The 15,075-nt window shown below is 70.3% G+C and carries 15 protein-coding genes; 4 read left to right on the top strand and 11 right to left on the bottom strand.

All coding sequences use genetic code 11. The features are described 5' to 3' along the window. The 5 genes from GVV77_RS17360 to GVV77_RS17340 all read right to left on the bottom strand — a co-directional run bounded on the left by GVV77_RS17360 (position 1) and on the right by GVV77_RS17340 (position 5,056). The gene (locus GVV77_RS17360) at positions 1 to 975 is read right to left on the bottom strand and encodes an alpha-ketoacid dehydrogenase subunit beta (protein ID WP_159620527.1); all 975 of its coding nucleotides are present in this window, start codon (positions 973 to 975) and stop codon (positions 1 to 3) included. Further along, positions 975 to 2,156 carry a pyruvate dehydrogenase (acetyl-transferring) E1 component subunit alpha gene (gene pdhA / locus GVV77_RS17355; RefSeq protein WP_159620525.1) on the bottom strand — a complete coding sequence of 394 codons (1,182 nt, stop codon included), beginning with the start codon at positions 2,154 to 2,156 and terminating at the stop codon, positions 975 to 977. Before pdhA ends, GVV77_RS17360 begins: the two co-directional genes overlap by 1 nt. A gap of 129 nt (positions 2,157 to 2,285) precedes the next feature. Continuing rightward, entirely contained in the window at positions 2,286 to 3,416 is a 1,131-nt protein-coding gene (locus tag GVV77_RS17350) for a histidinol-phosphate transaminase (RefSeq protein ID WP_159620523.1), read from the bottom strand. Between the two features lie 9 nt (positions 3,417 to 3,425). Next, on the bottom strand, positions 3,426 to 4,769 hold the full coding sequence (locus GVV77_RS17345) for a lipase family protein (RefSeq protein ID WP_159620522.1): 1,344 nt from the start codon (positions 4,767 to 4,769) through the stop codon (positions 3,426 to 3,428). Further along, complete coding sequence (locus GVV77_RS17340; RefSeq protein ID WP_159620520.1) at positions 4,766 to 5,056, bottom strand: hypothetical protein; 291 nt, start codon at positions 5,054 to 5,056, stop codon at positions 4,766 to 4,768. Before GVV77_RS17340 ends, GVV77_RS17345 begins: the two co-directional genes overlap by 4 nt. 142 nt (positions 5,057 to 5,198) lie before the next feature. On the opposite strand from GVV77_RS17340, the gene purB reads away from it, so the two are divergent. After that, positions 5,199 to 6,632: an adenylosuccinate lyase gene (gene purB / locus GVV77_RS17335; protein WP_159620518.1), complete on the top strand. Its 1,434-nt coding sequence runs from the start codon at positions 5,199 to 5,201 to the stop codon at positions 6,630 to 6,632. 42 nt (positions 6,633 to 6,674) lie between these two features. Here purB and GVV77_RS17330 read toward each other — a convergent pair whose 3' ends face one another. The 4 genes from GVV77_RS17330 to GVV77_RS17315 all read right to left on the bottom strand — a co-directional run bounded on the left by GVV77_RS17330 (position 6,675) and on the right by GVV77_RS17315 (position 9,485). Then, on the bottom strand, positions 6,675 to 7,196 hold the full coding sequence (locus GVV77_RS17330; RefSeq protein ID WP_159620516.1) for a 2'-5' RNA ligase family protein: 522 nt from the start codon (positions 7,194 to 7,196) through the stop codon (positions 6,675 to 6,677). Between the two features lie 4 nt (positions 7,197 to 7,200). Further along, entirely contained in the window at positions 7,201 to 8,112 is a 912-nt protein-coding gene (locus GVV77_RS17325; protein WP_159620514.1) for an FHA domain-containing protein, read from the bottom strand. A gap of 12 nt (positions 8,113 to 8,124) precedes the next feature. Next, positions 8,125 to 8,385 (bottom strand): hypothetical protein, encoded by a 261-nt coding sequence (locus GVV77_RS17320; protein WP_120166332.1) that lies wholly within the window; start codon positions 8,383 to 8,385, stop codon positions 8,125 to 8,127. Between the two features lie 116 nt (positions 8,386 to 8,501). After that, positions 8,502 to 9,485, bottom strand: coding sequence for an aldo/keto reductase (locus tag GVV77_RS17315; protein ID WP_159620512.1), 984 nt, complete (start codon positions 9,483 to 9,485; stop codon positions 8,502 to 8,504). A 75-nt stretch (positions 9,486 to 9,560) separates the two neighbouring features. On the opposite strand from GVV77_RS17315, the gene GVV77_RS17310 reads away from it, so the two are divergent. Together GVV77_RS17310 and GVV77_RS17305 are read left to right on the top strand one after the other, a co-directional pair. Further along, positions 9,561 to 11,051, top strand: a complete 1,491-nt coding sequence (locus GVV77_RS17310) for an FAD-dependent oxidoreductase (protein ID WP_343033085.1) — start codon at positions 9,561 to 9,563, stop codon at positions 11,049 to 11,051. Positions 11,052 to 11,163: 112 nt separating this feature from the next. Continuing rightward, positions 11,164 to 12,240: a phosphatase PAP2 family protein gene (locus GVV77_RS17305; protein ID WP_159620510.1), complete on the top strand. Its 1,077-nt coding sequence runs from the start codon at positions 11,164 to 11,166 to the stop codon at positions 12,238 to 12,240. Positions 12,241 to 12,431: 191 nt separating this feature from the next. Here GVV77_RS17305 and mscL read toward each other — a convergent pair whose 3' ends face one another. Both mscL and GVV77_RS17295 read right to left on the bottom strand, forming a co-directional pair. Next, positions 12,432 to 12,854, bottom strand: a complete 423-nt coding sequence (gene mscL, locus GVV77_RS17300) for a large conductance mechanosensitive channel protein MscL (RefSeq protein WP_159620508.1) — start codon at positions 12,852 to 12,854, stop codon at positions 12,432 to 12,434. Beyond that, positions 12,847 to 13,410 carry a TetR/AcrR family transcriptional regulator gene (locus GVV77_RS17295; RefSeq protein ID WP_159620506.1) on the bottom strand — a complete coding sequence of 188 codons (564 nt, stop codon included), beginning with the start codon at positions 13,408 to 13,410 and terminating at the stop codon, positions 12,847 to 12,849. The genes mscL and GVV77_RS17295 overlap by 8 nt, the downstream gene beginning before the upstream one ends. Before the next feature lie 62 nt (positions 13,411 to 13,472). On the opposite strand from GVV77_RS17295, the gene GVV77_RS17290 reads away from it, so the two are divergent. After that, positions 13,473 to 15,026 (top strand): MFS transporter, encoded by a 1,554-nt coding sequence (locus GVV77_RS17290; protein ID WP_159620504.1) that lies wholly within the window; start codon positions 13,473 to 13,475, stop codon positions 15,024 to 15,026. The last annotated feature ends 49 nt before the right edge of the window (positions 15,027 to 15,075 follow it).

Below are 15,075 nucleotides of genomic sequence, written 5' to 3'. Positions count from 1 at the left end.
TTAGTAGGCAAAGGCCCGCTCAAGGGCCTCGAGGATTCGGTCGATATCGGGCAGGTAATGTTCCTCGGTGCGCGCCACGGGGTAGGGCATGTGGAAACCGCCCACCCGGATGACCGGCGCTTCGAGGGAGAGGAAGGCACGCTCGGAGATGCGGGCGGCGATCTCCCCGCCGATGCCCCCGAAGGTCGGCGCCTCGTGGGCCACCACCAGGCGGCCGGTCTTGGCCACGGATGCGGTGACGGTGTCGAAGTCGATGGGCGAGATGGAGCGCAGGTCGATCACCTCGACGCTGTGCCCGTCCTGCTGCGCCGCCTCCGCCGCCGCGAGGGCCACCGGGACCAGCGGGCCGTAGGCCACGACCGTTGCGTCGGAGCCCTCCCGCAGGACCTGCGCCGTGAACGGGCCCGGCGGGGCGTTGACGGTGTCGACCTCGCCCTTGAGCCAGTACCGGCGCTTGGGTTCGAAGACGATGACAGGGTCCTGGCAGTCGATGGCCTGCTGGACCATCCAGTAGGCGTCCTGCGGATTTGAGGGGGTGATGATCCTCAGCCCGGCGGTGTGTGCGAAGAGCGCCTCCGGCGACTCCGAGTGGTGTTCGACGCTGCCGATGCCGCCGCCGTAGGGGATGCGGATGACGACCGGAGCGCCAAGCATGCCGTCGCTGCGGGTGCGCAGCTTGGCCAGCTGGGTGGTGATCTGGTTGAAGGCCGGGAACACGAAGCCGTCGAACTGGATCTCGCACACGGGCCGGTAGCCGCGCAGCGCCAGGCCGATGGCGGTGCCGATGATGCCGGACTCGGCCAGCGGGGTGTCGACCACCCGGTCGGCGCCGAAGTCCCGCTTCAGGCCCTCGGTGATGCGGTAGACGCCGCCGAGCTCGCCGATGTCCTCCCCCATGAGCAGCGTCTTGGGATTGTTCTCAAGGGCGGCACGGAGCCCCTCGTTGATCGCCTTGGCGACCGTCATCACTGCCATCAGGACGTTTCTTCCTCTCCAATGAAGCCTGCTTCGTAGTCCCGCCACGCCTGCAGCTCCTCCTGCACCAGCGGATGCGGCTCCGCATACACGGTGTTGAAGCGTTCCTCGAGTCCCGGCGGCTGCATAGCCTGCACGTCGCGCCGCAGCTCGACGGCCATGGCCTTTGCCTCACCGACCAGCTCCTCGAAGAAGGCATCGTCGGCCTTCCCGGTGGTGCGCAGGTGCTTCTCCAGGCGGGCGAGCGGGTCGCGGGGATGCCAGTCCTCCTCTTCGCGGGAGAGCCGGTACTTCGTGGGGTCGTCGGCGGTGGTGTGCGCGCTCATCCGGTAGGTGAACGCCTCGATCAGGACCGGGCCCTTGCCGCTGCGGGCGTGCTCGAGTGCCCAGTTGGTGACGGCCTCGACGGCGACGACGTCGTTGCCGTCAACCCGGATCCCCGGGAAGCCGTACCCTTCGGCCCGCTGCGCCAGCGGCACCCGGGTCTGCACCGATGAGGGTACCGAGATGGCCCAGTGGTTGTTCTGGCAGAAGAAGACGACGGGGGCGTTGAAGGAGGCGGCGAACACCATCGCCTCGTGCACGTCGCCCTCGGAGCTCGCCCCGTCGCCGAAATAGGCCACCGACGCCGCCGGCGCCAGGGTGGGATCTGCGGCCTGGTCGCGCTGGAGGCCCATGGCATAGCCGACGGCGTGCAGGGCCTGGGCGGCAAGAACGAGCGTGTAGAGGTGGAAGTTGGTCTCGCGCGGGTCCCACCCGCCGTTGGTGATGCCGCGGAACAGGCGGAGCATTTCGGAGAGCCGGACGCCGCGGGTCAGGGCGACGCCGTGCTCCCGGTAGGTCGGGAACACGTAGTCCTGGGACTGAAGGGCCCGGCCGGAGCCGATCTGGGCGGCCTCCTGGCCGGTCAGGGGCACCCAGAGCGCCAGCTGGCCCTGTCGCTGCAGGGCGGTGGCCTCCTGGTCGAACCGGCGGATGAGGTACATGTCCCGGTAGAGGGCCTTGAGCCGTTCCGCACCGGTGCCGCTGGAGAAGGCGCCGAATTCGGGATGGTCGTCCAGGCGCCCCTCGGGGTCGAGAAACTGGACCATGCCCGGGCCGCCGTCGGGTCCCGGCGGGGCGGCGGCGAGGGCAATCTCCTCCGATTCGAATTCAGCCGCAGGCAAACGGGTGCCAGTCATGACCACTCCTCAGTCGACGTATGCCCCTATTGGAATGCTTCGTGGACGCATACACCGGGATACATATGTTCGTTAAACGTACGGCTCCCACACTAGCCAGTGACGGCGGTTGAACCTATTTATGTCTGGTCAGCACCCGCCGGGCGCCACCGGGTATCCTGCGCACAGCGCCAGAAACCGGGAGTTGGCCTCGGGCTCCCCGATGCTGACCCGCACGCCTTCGGTGCCGAAGGCCCGCACGGACAGGCCCTGCAGGTCGGCCTGCGCCGCGAAGTCCGGAGTGGACTCACCGAGGGCGAGCCAGACAAAATTTCCCTGCGCGTCGGGGATCTTCCAGCCCAGCGCCCTGAGGCCCTCCACCACGCGGACCCGTTCATCAACGATGCCCTGGACCCGCTCAGCGACCTCGTCGAAGTGCTGGAGCGAGGCCACGGCGGCGGTCTCTGCGATTTGCGACACCGCGAAGGGCACCGCGCTCATCCGCAGGTGCGCGGTGAGTCCGGGCTGGGACACCGAATACCCTACCCGGAGCCCGGCCAGTCCGTGCGCCTTGGAGAAGGTGCGCAGCACGATGACGTTGGGGTACCTGCGGTACATCTCAAGCCCGTCCACGACACCTGCGTCCCGGACGAATTCCTGGTACGCCTCGTCGAGAACGACGACAACCGAGGCAGGCACGCGGTTGAGGAAGTCTTCGACCGCGGCGGCCGACAGCGCCGGGCCGGTGGGGTTGTTGGGGGTGCACAGCAGGATCACGCGGGTCCGGTCGGTGACAGCGGCGGCCATGGCGTCGAGGTCGTGGGTGCCGTCGGCGCGGACCGGCACCGGCCGGGACTCCGCCCCGGCGAGCCCGACGCAGATCGGGTAGGCCTCGAAGGAGCGCCAGGCGTAGATGACCTCGTCCGGGGCGTCGAAGTCGTTCTGGCCGGCGAAGGCGGCGAGGATCTGGTTGAGGGCGCCAAGGCTTCCCGCGCCGGTCACGATGTCCTCGGCCGGCACGCCGAGGAAGGAGGCGAGTTCTCCCCGCAGCGAGGTGGTGGCCGGGTCCGGATACCGGTTGATGTCGGTGCGGTCGCGGATGGCGGCCAGGACGGCCGGCAGCGGCGGCAGCGGGTTCTCATTCGAGGAGAGCTTGTAGCTCTGCACCCCCTCCAGAACCGTGGGTGGCTTGCCCGCGGCGTAGCGCGGAAGTTTTCCCAGCACGCTGCGCGGGGAGATACCCGCGGCGGCCTCGGTGCTCTGGCTGTTGTTCGACGTCATGCCCATAGCCTAGCGCCGGGCCGCCGGTGGAGGGCCGGCCGGTCCCGTGCCCGCCGGCCCCTGCCCCGCGGGCGGCGCCGGAACGCCCGCCGGGAGTCCGGCGCGGCCGCCCGGCCGGCTGCTGCCCGGCGCCGCGGCGGCAGGGTGTTCCGCGGGGCGCCGGAACGCCCGGTAGAGGTGGCGCTGGGCACGTCCCCCGGTTGCCGCGAGGGCCGCCGCGGCCGGGGCCAGGGACGGCAGGGCGCTGGCGTCGACGAGCGCCGCCGTCTGCGCGTAGGTCGCAAGCTTGTGGGCGGCACCGAGCCCCTTGCCCTCGGCCCCGGGTCCGGCGGGCAGGGCGGGAACGGGGGAATCGGCCCGCACGGTGACGCGGTTCGGCTCGTCCGGGGCGGGGCCGCCGTCGAGCGCGGGCACGGTGTCGGCGGCGTGTTCGAGGTGGAGGTACTCGGCCGTCCCCGTCGGTTCCCAGCCCGTGGGGGAACCCAGGGTGACCACCAGGCGGACGTCGTAGGTGCCGCCCACGGCGCCGCCGGCCGCCAGGTTCATTGCGTGCATTCCGCCCTGGCTGTAGCCGGCGAGCAGGACGGTCCCACCCGGCCTTGCTCCGGCCTCGCGCAGGGCCTGCGCCACCGCGGCCCCGACATAGCGGCTGTCCTCATTGACGGCCTCCGCGATACCGGTGGCGTCGAAGGGATTGCCGGGCTCCGAGGGCTGCGTGCCGGGGAGGATCACGAGGTAGGCCGGTCCGGCGGGCCCGTCGGTGCGCAGGATCTCGAAGGAACCGGGCGGCGCCGCCTCCACGGCGGCAAGGCGGTCGGTGATCGCCTCGACGGTTCCCCCAAAGGCCAGCTGCTCCACCTCGGCCGGCGTGGTGAGGGCAAGCGGGCCCGGCACCAGCAGCCCCTCCCGGGTGGCCGCCGAGGCCGCGGCGCGGGCCGAGAGTTCCACCGACTCCGTGGCGCCAAGGACCGCGAGCCGCGCCGCGGCATCCGCGGCGAGATAGGCCAGGCGGGCCCGGGTGATCCGGCCGGCGGTCTCCTGAAGTTCGTTGCCGGACTCCGCGGTGCGCCCGCGGGCGGCGTCGAGCGCTTCGGCGGCGGCCCGTCCGGCGGCGCAGGCCTCCCGGCCGCCGGGGAGCCATGCGGACGCCAGTCGGGTGCGCTCAAGCTCGATGCTGAGGTGCAGCAGGGCCGTGGAGACCTCCCGCACGGCCTCGGCCAGCCCGCCGAGTTCCACCGCCGCCCGGTCGAGTTCCTCCCACTGGAACCGGATGCCGCCCAGGCCGCCGCGCACGCTCAGTCCCGGTCCGGACGCGGGGACCGGGGCCGGATCGTAGCCGCCGGCGGAGCTCACGGCCCGGTGCTGCCGGCCACGGCCCCCGCGGCGTGGCCGAGTTCGGTGGCGTACACCTCGGCCAGCCGGGCCGCCTGTTCAAGCAGTTCGGCCGCGCTTCCGACCGCTGAGGCGCGCCCGGCCAGATACTGCCGGAAGTTGCGGCCCGCCGGGGACTCCCAGTCGAGGGCCGCCACCCCGGCCGCCCGGTGGCGGATTTCCTCGAGCTCGCGGGCCTGCCGCAGCAGCCTGCCTCCAAGGTCGGCGGCGTCCCCGGTGGGGAGCCGAACGATTCCCTGAGCTGTCATGGCGGCCTCCTTGTGCTGCTGCCGGATGTCAGGATGCTAGTGCCGTCCGCTGCCGGGGTTGTCCGCCGGCCGCCTATGTGGATGCTCGCTGCGCCGAGGGCCCGGAGTCCGCCGGCCGTCCGGGCCGTGAAAGAATCGGAGCATGGCTGATACCTCCCCGACCCGTGTTGACCTTGCATCCATTCCCCAGGGAGAGGCCCCCTCGCTGGCCCTCGGGCCGTTGGACGGCCGGTACCGGGAGGCGTCCGCACCCCTGGTGAACCATCTGTCCGAGGCGGCCCTGAACCGCGACCGCCTGCACGTCGAGGTCGAGTGGTTCATCCACCTCACCCGCAGTTCCGTCGTCCCGGGCGCCGGCCCCCTCGACGCGGGGCAGGAGGAGGCGCTGCGCGCCATCGTCACCTCCTTCGACGCCGCCTCGGCCGCGGAACTCGCGGACATCGAGAAGGTAACGGTCCACGACGTGAAGGCTGTCGAGTATTTCATCGGGCGCCGGCTCCCGGGCATCGGCCTTGAGCGCCTGAAGCCCCTCGTGCACTTCGGCTGCACCTCGGAGGACATCAACAACCTCTCCTACGCCCTGGGCATCAAGGGCGCCGTCCGGGACGTCTGGCTGCCCGCGGCCCGCCGCCTAGTCGGAGCCATCGAGGACCTCGCCCGGGACTCCCGGTCCGTCGCGATGCTCTCGCGCACCCACGGCCAGCCCGCCACGCCGACCACGCTGGGCAAGGAGATGGCCGTCACCGCCCACCGGCTCTCCCGGCAGCTACGGCGCATCGAGGCCACCGAATTCCTTGGGAAGATCAATGGAGCCACCGGGACCTATGCGGCCCACTATGCCTCGGTCCCCTCGGCGGACTGGGAACAGGTGGCGCGCGGCTTCGTCGAGGGGCTCGGCCTGTCCTGGAATCCGCTCACCACGCAGATCGAGTCCCACGACTGGCAGGCGGAGCTGTACTCCGACATTGCCCGGTTCAACCGGATCCTCCACAACTTCTGCACCGATGTCTGGAGCTACATCTCCATCGGGTATTTCGCGCAGGTCCCGGTCGCCGGGGCCACCGGGTCCTCCACCATGCCGCACAAGGTGAACCCCATCCGGTTTGAGAACGCCGAGGCGAACCTCGAGATCTCCTCGTCCCTCCTTGATGTGCTCGCCTCGACCCTGGTCACCTCCCGGTGGCAGCGCGACCTCACCGACTCTTCGAGCCAGCGCAACATCGGGGTGGCCTTCGGGCACTCCCTCCTGGCGGTGAGCAATGTAATCAAGGGCCTGCAGCGGCTGGACGTGGCCGGCGCGGCCATCGCCGCGGACCTCGAGGGCAACTGGGAGGTGCTCGGCGAGGCCATCCAGATGGTGATGCGCGCCGAGGCCGTCGCGGGCACCGCCGGCCTTGACGACCCGTATGAGCGGCTCAAGGACCTGACCCGGGGCCGGCGCGTCGACGCCGACCGCATGCGCGAGTTCGTCTCGGGCCTCGGACTCGGCCCGGAGGCGGAGCAGCGGATGCTCGGGCTGACCCCTTCGACCTACACCGGGATCGCCGACCGGCTGGTCGACCACCTCGGGTCCTGACTCCGCCGGCCGGCCGGCGCCCCGGCAGAACCCGGGGCGCCCCTACCGGCTGAGGTCGACCGTCACCCGGGCGGAGCTGTCCCACCGGCGTGCGGCCACCGCGGTGGCGGCCGCCGGTTCGGCCTGAACGGCCGCAACGGCCTGCCCCACCTGGTCGGCGGAGAGGCCGCGGGCCAGGGTGACGTGCGGCGTCCAGTTCCCGGTGAGGGTGGTGGCGAACTGCCCCTGCAGGCCGGTGAGGGCGTCCCCCACCCCCCGGTGCAGGTCCGTCAGCGCCGCGGAGACCACGACCTGGCGCACCAAAATGAACGTCCGCCGCCCTCCCCCGAAGAGCAGGAGACCGCCGAAACGCACCTCCTGCGGCAGGTCCCGGACCGCGCCGCGCAGGGCGGCATCGAAGGCCCCGTCGATGGCAGGTGCGGCCGCGAGGGTGATGTGGGGCCGGTTGCTCGGGGAGGTGTGCCGCGCCTGGCTGGGCAGATCCAGCTCCAGCAGCCGCACCCAGTCGCGGCGCACCACCTCCTCCGCGGCGGAGTCCAGGAGCAGTTCGACGCTGTCGCTCACGCTCTCAGCGCGGAGGCCGCCGCGGATCGCCGATGCCGACGGATCCGTCCTGTTCGGTCACCCCGGTGCGCGGGTTGCGCTGGGGCCGCTGGTAGGCGAACTCCCCGCCGTTGCGTCCACCGAAGGGTCGGCCGTGGTCGGCGTATTCCTCCCGGAAGAACGCGAGGCACCAGGAACCGAGCTGGACGCGAGCACCGGTGCGCAGTACCGATGGACCCGCCCCGCCGACGCTGCCGCTGACGGCGCCGTGCGGCACCAGGACGTATTCATCATTGGCGTCGTGGAGGATCTCCGCATGCAGCTCGTCGAGGCCCGGCAGCTGCAGGTCGGACCCTTCCGAGCCGCCGATGGTCGTCCGTTCACCCGCGAGCACGAACTCCCGCGGCACCTGTCCGTCCCACCGGGCCGAATCCTGGACGAAGATCAGCCGCGGGCGGCCTCCGCCCGGGGCGTAGTGGGTTGTGGTGATCCGGCGGCTGATCCGCCGGTTCACCGTGGGAACCAGCGGCAGCGGGGTCGGAGGCGGGAGCAGGCCCGTCGAGCCGGAGCGCTCGAGCGACCGCCGCCCCAGGTGCACGAGGGGGGCCAGGGCGGAGGGCGAGCCGAGCCGCAGGTGCGGCGAGCGTGTCAGGAGCCGCTGTGCCATTGAGGTTTCGACGGCGCCCAGGCGGACCAGGGGACCGCGCGGGCCGCTGACCGTCACGTCGAGACCGGCGTCGGCGAGGATCTTCGCGAACGCACGCACCCCGGAGAGGGCGGGAGGACTTCCGCCGAACGCGCCGGGGTTGTCACAGAAGATCGCAACACTTGAACCGGCCGCCGTCACCGTCCCCTTGATGACCGTGTCCTGGCCGCCGTCGGGCCCGGGCTCGGTCAGGGAGAAGGCGAGGTCGATGTCCAGTTTCAGCTGTGCCACCACAACGGTGCCTCAGCCGCGGTGGGGATCGGAACCGGGGGCGTCGTTGTCGCTGGTGGTGACGCGCAGGGTGCCGTTGAACTTCCAGGTGGCGCGCGGGGCGTCAGGCCCGACGTCGCGCGGCACCTCGACGGTCATGTCGATCAGGCTGTAGTTGACCGCGGCGCCCTTGCCGGTGAGGTAGCTCCACATTTCCTCGGCGAGGTCCGCCCAGTCGCGGATGGAACGCTCCTCCCGGCCGGCGGCGGAGAGGGACGAGGTGAATTCAGTCATGGTTGATTCCTTAGGTGGATCGAACGATGACAGACGTCCTCTAACTCCGTCTGACGGGTGGTTCAACGATAGCTGACCGTGCCGCGGCAGGAAACCCCTTGCCGCGGGCCTCCGGCTCACCAGCGGGAGTGGACCGTGGGCCGGAAGCGGCGGTCGTACAGCGCGGTGACGCCGTCGTGGATCGCGCGCCCGAGGTCAACCCGGCCGGCCGCCGCGGCGTTCGCCCGGGCCTGGGCGGCACTGCGGGCCCCGGGGATGACGGTGCTGACCCCCTCCTGGGCGAGGATCCAGGCGAGCGCGCCCTGTGCGGGTTCCACCCCGGCGGGAAGCAGCTGCGCGAACTCCTGCGCGGCGGCCAGCCCCGTTTCGTAGTCGACGCCCGAGAACGTCTCCCCGACGTCGAACGCGGCGCCCGAACGGTTGTAGTTGCGGTGGTCGTCGGCCGGGAAGACGGTGGAGGAGGTGTATTTGCCGCTCAGCAGCCCCGAGGCCAGCGGAACCCGGGCGATGATGCCGACCCCGGCGTCCCGGGCGGCCGGGAGGACGGCGTCAAGCGGCTTGAGCCGGAAGGCGTTGAGGATGATCTGCACCGTGGCCGTGTTGCCGCGCTCGATGGCCGCGAGGGCCTCGTCGGCGCGTTCGACGCTGACCCCGTAGTTCCGCACGGCGCCCTCCTCGACGAGGGTGTCCAGCGCGTCGTATACGGCCTCGGTGGTGTAGACGTCCGAGGGCGGGCAGTGGAGCTGGATCAGGTCCAGGGTTTCCATGCCGAGGTTGGCGCGGGAGCGGTCCACCCAGGAGCGGAAGTTCGCGAGGGTGTACTGGGAGGGGTCCTGCTGCACCCGCCGGCCCATCTTGGTGCCGATCACCAGGTCCAGTGCGGGGTTGGCCCGCCGGAACGCCCCGATCGTCTGTTCGCTCCGCCCGTCCCCATAGACGTCGGCGGTGTCGAAGAAGGTGGTGCCGGCCTCCGCTGCGGCCTCAAGGACCTCCAGTGCGTCCTTCTCCTGGACCTCGCCCCAGTCGGCGCCGAGCTGCCACGTTCCGAGGCCGATCACCGAGACCGGCCGGCCGGTTCTGCCTAGTGTCCGTTGTTCCATCCTTCGACTATAGGCGGTGGCCCTCCCTTGACTGTAAGCATGATTAGTAGTGGGGTGGGAACCACCTACGGAGGGATGACGATGAGATCACTGTGGCTGGATACCGCGCCGGAGATACCTGCAGAGCCGTTCTCCCCCGGGGCCGGATTCGACTCGGTGGTGGTCGGCGGCGGACTGACCGGCATGACCACCGCACTCCTGCTGGCCCGCGCCGGGCACAAGGTGGCGGTGCTTGAGGCGCGCCGGGCCGGAGCGGTCACCACCGGCAACACCACAGCCAAGCTCTCACTGCTGCAGGGCACCGGGCTTTCCCGGATCACCTCCCACCACGACGCCGAGCTGGCCCGGGCCTACGTCACGGGCAACCGCGAAGGGCAGAGCTGGATCCTCCGCTTCTGCGACGAAAACGGGGTGGGGTACGAGCGCCGGGACGCCGTGAACTACGCGGTGACCGACAGCGGCGCGAAAAGCCTCGACGCCGAACACGAGGCCTGCACGCAGGCGGGCCTGGGGACCGAACTGGGCAATGCCTCAACCCTTCCCTTTCCGGTGCGGCGCACCCTGAGGCTGGCGGACCAGGCGCAGTTCCACCCGCTGGAGGTGCTCGCGGCGCTGGCCTCGGAGCTGCGCCGCCACGGCGGGCGCCTTTTCGAGGGCGTGCGGGTCCAGGGCGCCTCGACCCCCAAGTCCGGCGGCGTGGAACTCAAGACGGACGCCGGAGCCGTGACGGCCCGCAATGTCGTGCTGGCCACCGGCATCCCCATCCTCGACCGGGGCGGATACTTCGCCGTCCTCAAGCCGCAGCGGTCCTACTGCATCGCCCTCGAGGTGACGGACCGGGTGCCCCCGGAGATGTACCTCTCGGTGGACGCCCCCACCCGTTCCCTGCGCACCGCCCGGGTGGGCGGCAGGGACTACCTCATCGTGGGCGGCAACGGCCACAAGGTCGGGCACCACTCAAACACCCAGGGCCTTGTCGATGACCTGACCCGCTGGGCCCGCGAGTATTTCCCGACGGCCCGCCCCGCCTACTCCTGGTCGGCGCAGGACTACCAGCCGGCCGCCGCGGTTCCCTACGTCGGCAAGGTCCCGGCCGGCGGCGGGCACATCTACGCCGCGACCGGTTACAACAAGTGGGGCATGACGAACGCGGTGGCCGCCTCGCTGGCACTTTCGGCCAAGATCCTGGGCGGGCACATGCCGTGGGCCGACACCCTCTACAGGACCCGGGTGACGCCCGTTGACGCGCTGTCGACGGCACGGGTCAACGCCGAGGTCGGGCTGGAGATGCTGACCGGCTGGGTGTCGGGCCTGGCGAAGACGGCCCCGGCGTCCCCGCCGGAGGGGCAGGGTGTCGTGGTCCGTGACGGCAGGAGCCCGATCGGGGTCTGCACCGTCGACGGCGTCGAGCACCGTGTGTCGGCGGTGTGCCCGCATCTGCGCGGAATCGTGAGCTGGAACACCGCCGAAAGGACGTGGGACTGCCCCCTGCACGGGTCCAGGTTCACCGCCGACGGAACGGTGCTTGAGGGGCCGTCAACCTCGAATTTGGGCAGCGGCATCTAACCACAAGTGCGGCCTTGGTGCCATTGGGTGGATGGCCTATGGGAAGATGGGGGTAACTGTTAAGATGCCTGTCACTCTTTTGACACTGTCGCGCATAGGATAGATATATATAATGACCACCCACGTCGGGCCCGAACGCCCACCATGGCGCCGACTGTTCGGCGTTCCCCTGATCGTGACCCTCGCCTTCGCCGGCCTGATGGTGCTGACGGCCGTGCTGACCGGGCTGCCCCTTCGTGATCCGGAGGGCTTCCTCGGCCCCAGCTACGTCCGGTTGCCCCTGACCGTGCTCGGCGTCATCGCCGCCGACGTCATCCCGCGGGTGCTCCTGCAGCGCCCCGCTCCGCGCGACCTCGTGCGCGTGACCCGCAGGATTTTTAAGCAGAGGTGGACCGGGCACCGGATGTCGGTCGCGGCCGCCGGCCTGGCGAGCTTCTACCTCGCCTACGTGGCGTACCGGAACCTCAAGAGCTTCCTGCCCTTCCTTCAGGACCACCTGGCCGACGCCGCACTGGTCGAGACCGACCGCTGGTTCGGGGGCGGCGGCAACCCCGCCGACGTGCTCCAGCAGCTGCTCGGCACCGGCATCACGGCGGAGGTCCTTTCCTTCGTCTACATGATCTTCCTGATCTTCGTGCCGATCTCCCTCGCCGTGGCCCTCGTCTGGTCCAAGGACCTGTCCCTGGGCGCCTGGTATGTGGGCGCGCTCTGCTTCAACTGGGTCATTGGAACGGTGACCTACTACGCGGTTCCCTCGCTGGGCCCGATCTACGTGCAGCGCGCATCCTTCACCGATCTCCCGGACACCGCGGTCTCAAGCCTCCAGGAGTCGCTGTACCGCAACCGGTTGACGGTGCTTGCCGACCCGCATTCGACGCAGTCGGTGCACGGCATCGCGGCCTTCGCCTCGCTGCACGTGTCCATCGTCTTCACCGCCGCCTTGGTCGCCCAGATGGCGCGCCTGCCCCGGGTAGTCCGCTGGCTGATGTGGATCTACTTCGCCCTCACAGCCGTGGCCACCGTCTACTTCGGCTGGCACTACGTCATTGACGTCTTCGCCGGCCTCGCGGTGGGCGGACTGTCGGTCTGGCTTGCCGCGGTGTCGGTCGGCCGGGCGAACCTGCGCTTCGGGGCAGGAACGGACCAGAACCTGCTCGACGCACGCACCGGGACCGCCGCGCTGCGCTGACGCACTGCCCGGCTGGGTCCGGCGCCCGGCCGCAGGCCGGGTGCACACCGCTGACTGACCCCGAGAGGGCCGGCACACAAGCTGATCCCAAAAGGGCCGGCGCCTTTGGGCGCCGGCCCTTTTGCAGTTCCTGCCGGTTTTCAGTTCCTGCCGGTTCGCAGTTCCTGCCGGTTCGCAGTTCCTGCCGGTTTTCAGTTCCTGCCGGTGGATTCGGTGAGCTGGCGGAGCAGGTCGCGCATCTCGGTCAGCAGGGCCGTGTCCACGGGAACCGGCTGCTCCTCCGACTCAGCGGCGGCCGTCCGAGCCAGGGCATGGGCGTTGATCCGGTTCATGGGAAGCACGACGCCGAAGTAGACGACCGCGGCCGTGATCAGGAAGGTGACGGCCGCTGTGAACACCGCGCCAAGGTCCACGAAGGTCTCGGGGTTCCCGGGCCAGATGCGGAATCCGAATCCCTCGGCGCTGACTCCCCCGCCCGCGGCGGCGATCAGCGGCCGCAGCAGGTTGTCCGTGACGGATGCGACCAGGGCCGTGAAGGCCGATCCGATGACGACGGCGGTGGCCAGTTCGACGACATTTCCGCGCAGGATGAAGTTCCGGAAGCCCTTAAACATCGGCGGCACCCCGCGGGATGCAGTGGTTGAGCACGATCAGGTCGACCACCGAAAGGACCCGTTCAAGGTCCTTCTCACTGGGGCCCGCGGCGCCCTCACCCCGGAAGAACGCCGCCTCGTAGTAGAGCCCGTCACCGAGGAGCTTAATGGCCAGGGCCGCCGTACGGTCCCCCAGCCGGTCCTCAAGGGTGGTCAGCCACCGTTCCTGGATGCGCGAGAGCGTCCGGCGGGCCACCGGGTGGCCCTGCTGCGCCAGGCGCGCCATGGAGACGAGCGCCCGGTCCAGCGGACTGTCCTCATAGACCGAGGTCCGCACGTAGTAGCGGCCGGGGCCCTCGGGGTCGGCCGACATCTGCTCGCGGTCCTTCTCGACCAGGGCCAGCAGCCGTTCGGCGAGGGCCTCGACGAGGGCCTCCTTGGCCGGAAAGTGGTACAGCAGGCCGCCTTTGGAGACCTCAGCGGCCGCCGCTACGGCCTCCATGGTGGCGGCCCGTTCCCCGTCGCGGATCAGGGTGTCTTCGAAGCTGTCGAGGATGCGTTCTCGTGAACTTGGCATTCCTCCATGATAGGGGTCACTAAACTTGCACTGTACCGGCTGGACGGTATAGTATCCTCGACATGACTTCGTCCATCTCCACTTCCGCATCCCCGGCCGGGGTGAGCTCAGCGCTGTCACCGGCCTCCACCCGCACAGGGGTGAGGGGTTGGATCTCCCTCGCCGTCCTGATGCTCCCCGTGCTGCTCGTAGCGGTGGACAACACGGTGCTCAGCTTCGCCATTCCCGCCATCTCACTCGCGTTCGCCACCACCGGAGCGACCCAGCTGTGGATCATCGACAGCTACCCGCTCGTGCTGGCCGGACTCCTTGTCGCCATGGGCAGCCTCGGCGACAGGTTCGGCCGCCGCCGCCTGCTCATCATCGGCGCCTGGGGCTTTGCCGCCTTCTCCGTTGCCGCCGCCTTCGCCCCGAGTGCCGGGTTCCTCGTCGCAGCCCGGGTCGGCCTCGGAATCTTCGGCGCGATGCTGATGCCCTCCACGCTGTCTCTGATCCGCAACATCTTCACCGACCGCGACCAGCGCCGCGTCGCCATCGCCGTGTGGGCCGCCGGGTTCTCCGCCGGGGCCGCCCTGGGTCCCCTGCTCGGTGGCGCGCTGCTCGAGCACTTCTGGTGGGGCTCGGTCTTCCTCCTGGCCGTACCCGTCCTGGTGCTGATGCTCATCCTCACCCCGATCTTCGTCCCCGAGTCGCGCGATCCTAGTCCGGGGCGTATCGACATCCTGAGCATCGGGCTCTCGGTCGCTGCGATGCTTCCGGTCGTCTATGCCATCAAGGACTTCGCCATGGAGGGTCCCAACCCGCTGGCCATCTCCGCAGCCGTCGTCGGGCTCACCGCCGGCGTCGTGTTCGTGCGCCGGCAGCTGCGCCGGCCCGGGCCGATGCTTGACGTGCGGCTGTTCACCGTGCGCGCCTTCACCGGCGCGGTGCTGGTGAACCTGCTGGCCATCTTCTCCCTGGTGGGCTTCCTCTACTTCGTCTCGCAGCACCTGCAGCTCATTCTGGGCTACAGCCCGCTTGAGGCCGGAGTGATCCTGCTGCCCGGGCTCCTGATGACAATCGCCGCCGGTTTCGCCGTCGTGCCCGTGGTCAAGCGGGTCGCGCCGCACATCGTGGTCCCGGTGTCGCTCGGATTCTCCGCCGCCGCGTATGCCTTCGTCGCCTTCACGGGCGAGTCCGCCATGGCACTGCTGTTCGCGTTCATCCTGCTGGGCATCGGCGTCGGGGCCTCGGAGACCGTCTCCAACGACCTGATCCTTTCCACCGTCCCGCCGGCGAAGGCCGGAGCGGCCTCGGCGGTCTCGGAGACCGCCTACGAGGTCGGATCGGTGTTCGGCACCGCGGTGCTCGGCAGCATCCTGCTCGCCTCCTACCAGGCCCACCTGAGCCTGCCTGCCGGGCTGAGCGCCGGGCAGATGGCCGAGGCCACCGAAACCCTGGGCGGGGCGGTCAACACCGCGGCCCAGCTGCCGGCGGCGAACGCCGCCGCGCTGCTCGAGTCGGCCTTCTCCGCCTTCGACAGCGGAGTGATCCTCACCTCCGGGATCGGGGCCGTGCTCATGGTGCTGGCCGCCGGGCTCGGCTGGTGGTCTCTGCGCCCGACCGCCGCACGCTGACCGGGTTCCTGCTGACCGGGTCCGCTGGGCGGGCACTGCCCCGCCCAGC

Origin of the sequence: Arthrobacter zhaoguopingii, assembly GCF_009828605.1 — a bacterium.
Taxonomy (GTDB): domain Bacteria; phylum Actinomycetota; class Actinomycetes; order Actinomycetales; family Micrococcaceae; genus Arthrobacter_D; species Arthrobacter_D zhaoguopingii.
Note: the sequence above shows the minus strand (reverse complement) of the source record. Positions and strands in the feature narration are given on the sequence as shown.

Coding starts and splice junctions, on each gene's coding strand:
- purB (WP_159620518.1), top strand. CDS start 5,199: ATGGCTGATACCTCCCCGACCCGTGTTGACCTTGCATCCATTCCCCAG.
- GVV77_RS17295 (WP_159620506.1), bottom strand. CDS start 13,410: ATGCCAAGTTCACGAGAACGCATCCTCGACAGCTTCGAAGACACCCTG.
- GVV77_RS17350 (WP_159620523.1), bottom strand. CDS start 3,416: ATGACGTCGAACAACAGCCAGAGCACCGAGGCCGCCGCGGGTATCTCC.
- GVV77_RS17340 (WP_159620520.1), bottom strand. CDS start 5,056: ATGACAGCTCAGGGAATCGTTCGGCTCCCCACCGGGGACGCCGCCGAC.
- GVV77_RS17360 (WP_159620527.1), bottom strand. CDS start 975: ATGGCAGTGATGACGGTCGCCAAGGCGATCAACGAGGGGCTCCGTGCC.
- GVV77_RS17290 (WP_159620504.1), top strand. CDS start 13,473: ATGACTTCGTCCATCTCCACTTCCGCATCCCCGGCCGGGGTGAGCTCA.
- GVV77_RS17310 (WP_343033085.1), top strand. CDS start 9,561: ATGACGATGAGATCACTGTGGCTGGATACCGCGCCGGAGATACCTGCA.
- GVV77_RS17320 (WP_120166332.1), bottom strand. CDS start 8,385: ATGACTGAATTCACCTCGTCCCTCTCCGCCGCCGGCCGGGAGGAGCGT.
- GVV77_RS17305 (WP_159620510.1), top strand. CDS start 11,164: ATGACCACCCACGTCGGGCCCGAACGCCCACCATGGCGCCGACTGTTC.
- GVV77_RS17315 (WP_159620512.1), bottom strand. CDS start 9,485: ATGGAACAACGGACACTAGGCAGAACCGGCCGGCCGGTCTCGGTGATC.
- pdhA (WP_159620525.1), bottom strand. CDS start 2,156: ATGACTGGCACCCGTTTGCCTGCGGCTGAATTCGAATCGGAGGAGATT.
- mscL (WP_159620508.1), bottom strand. CDS start 12,854: ATGTTTAAGGGCTTCCGGAACTTCATCCTGCGCGGAAATGTCGTCGAA.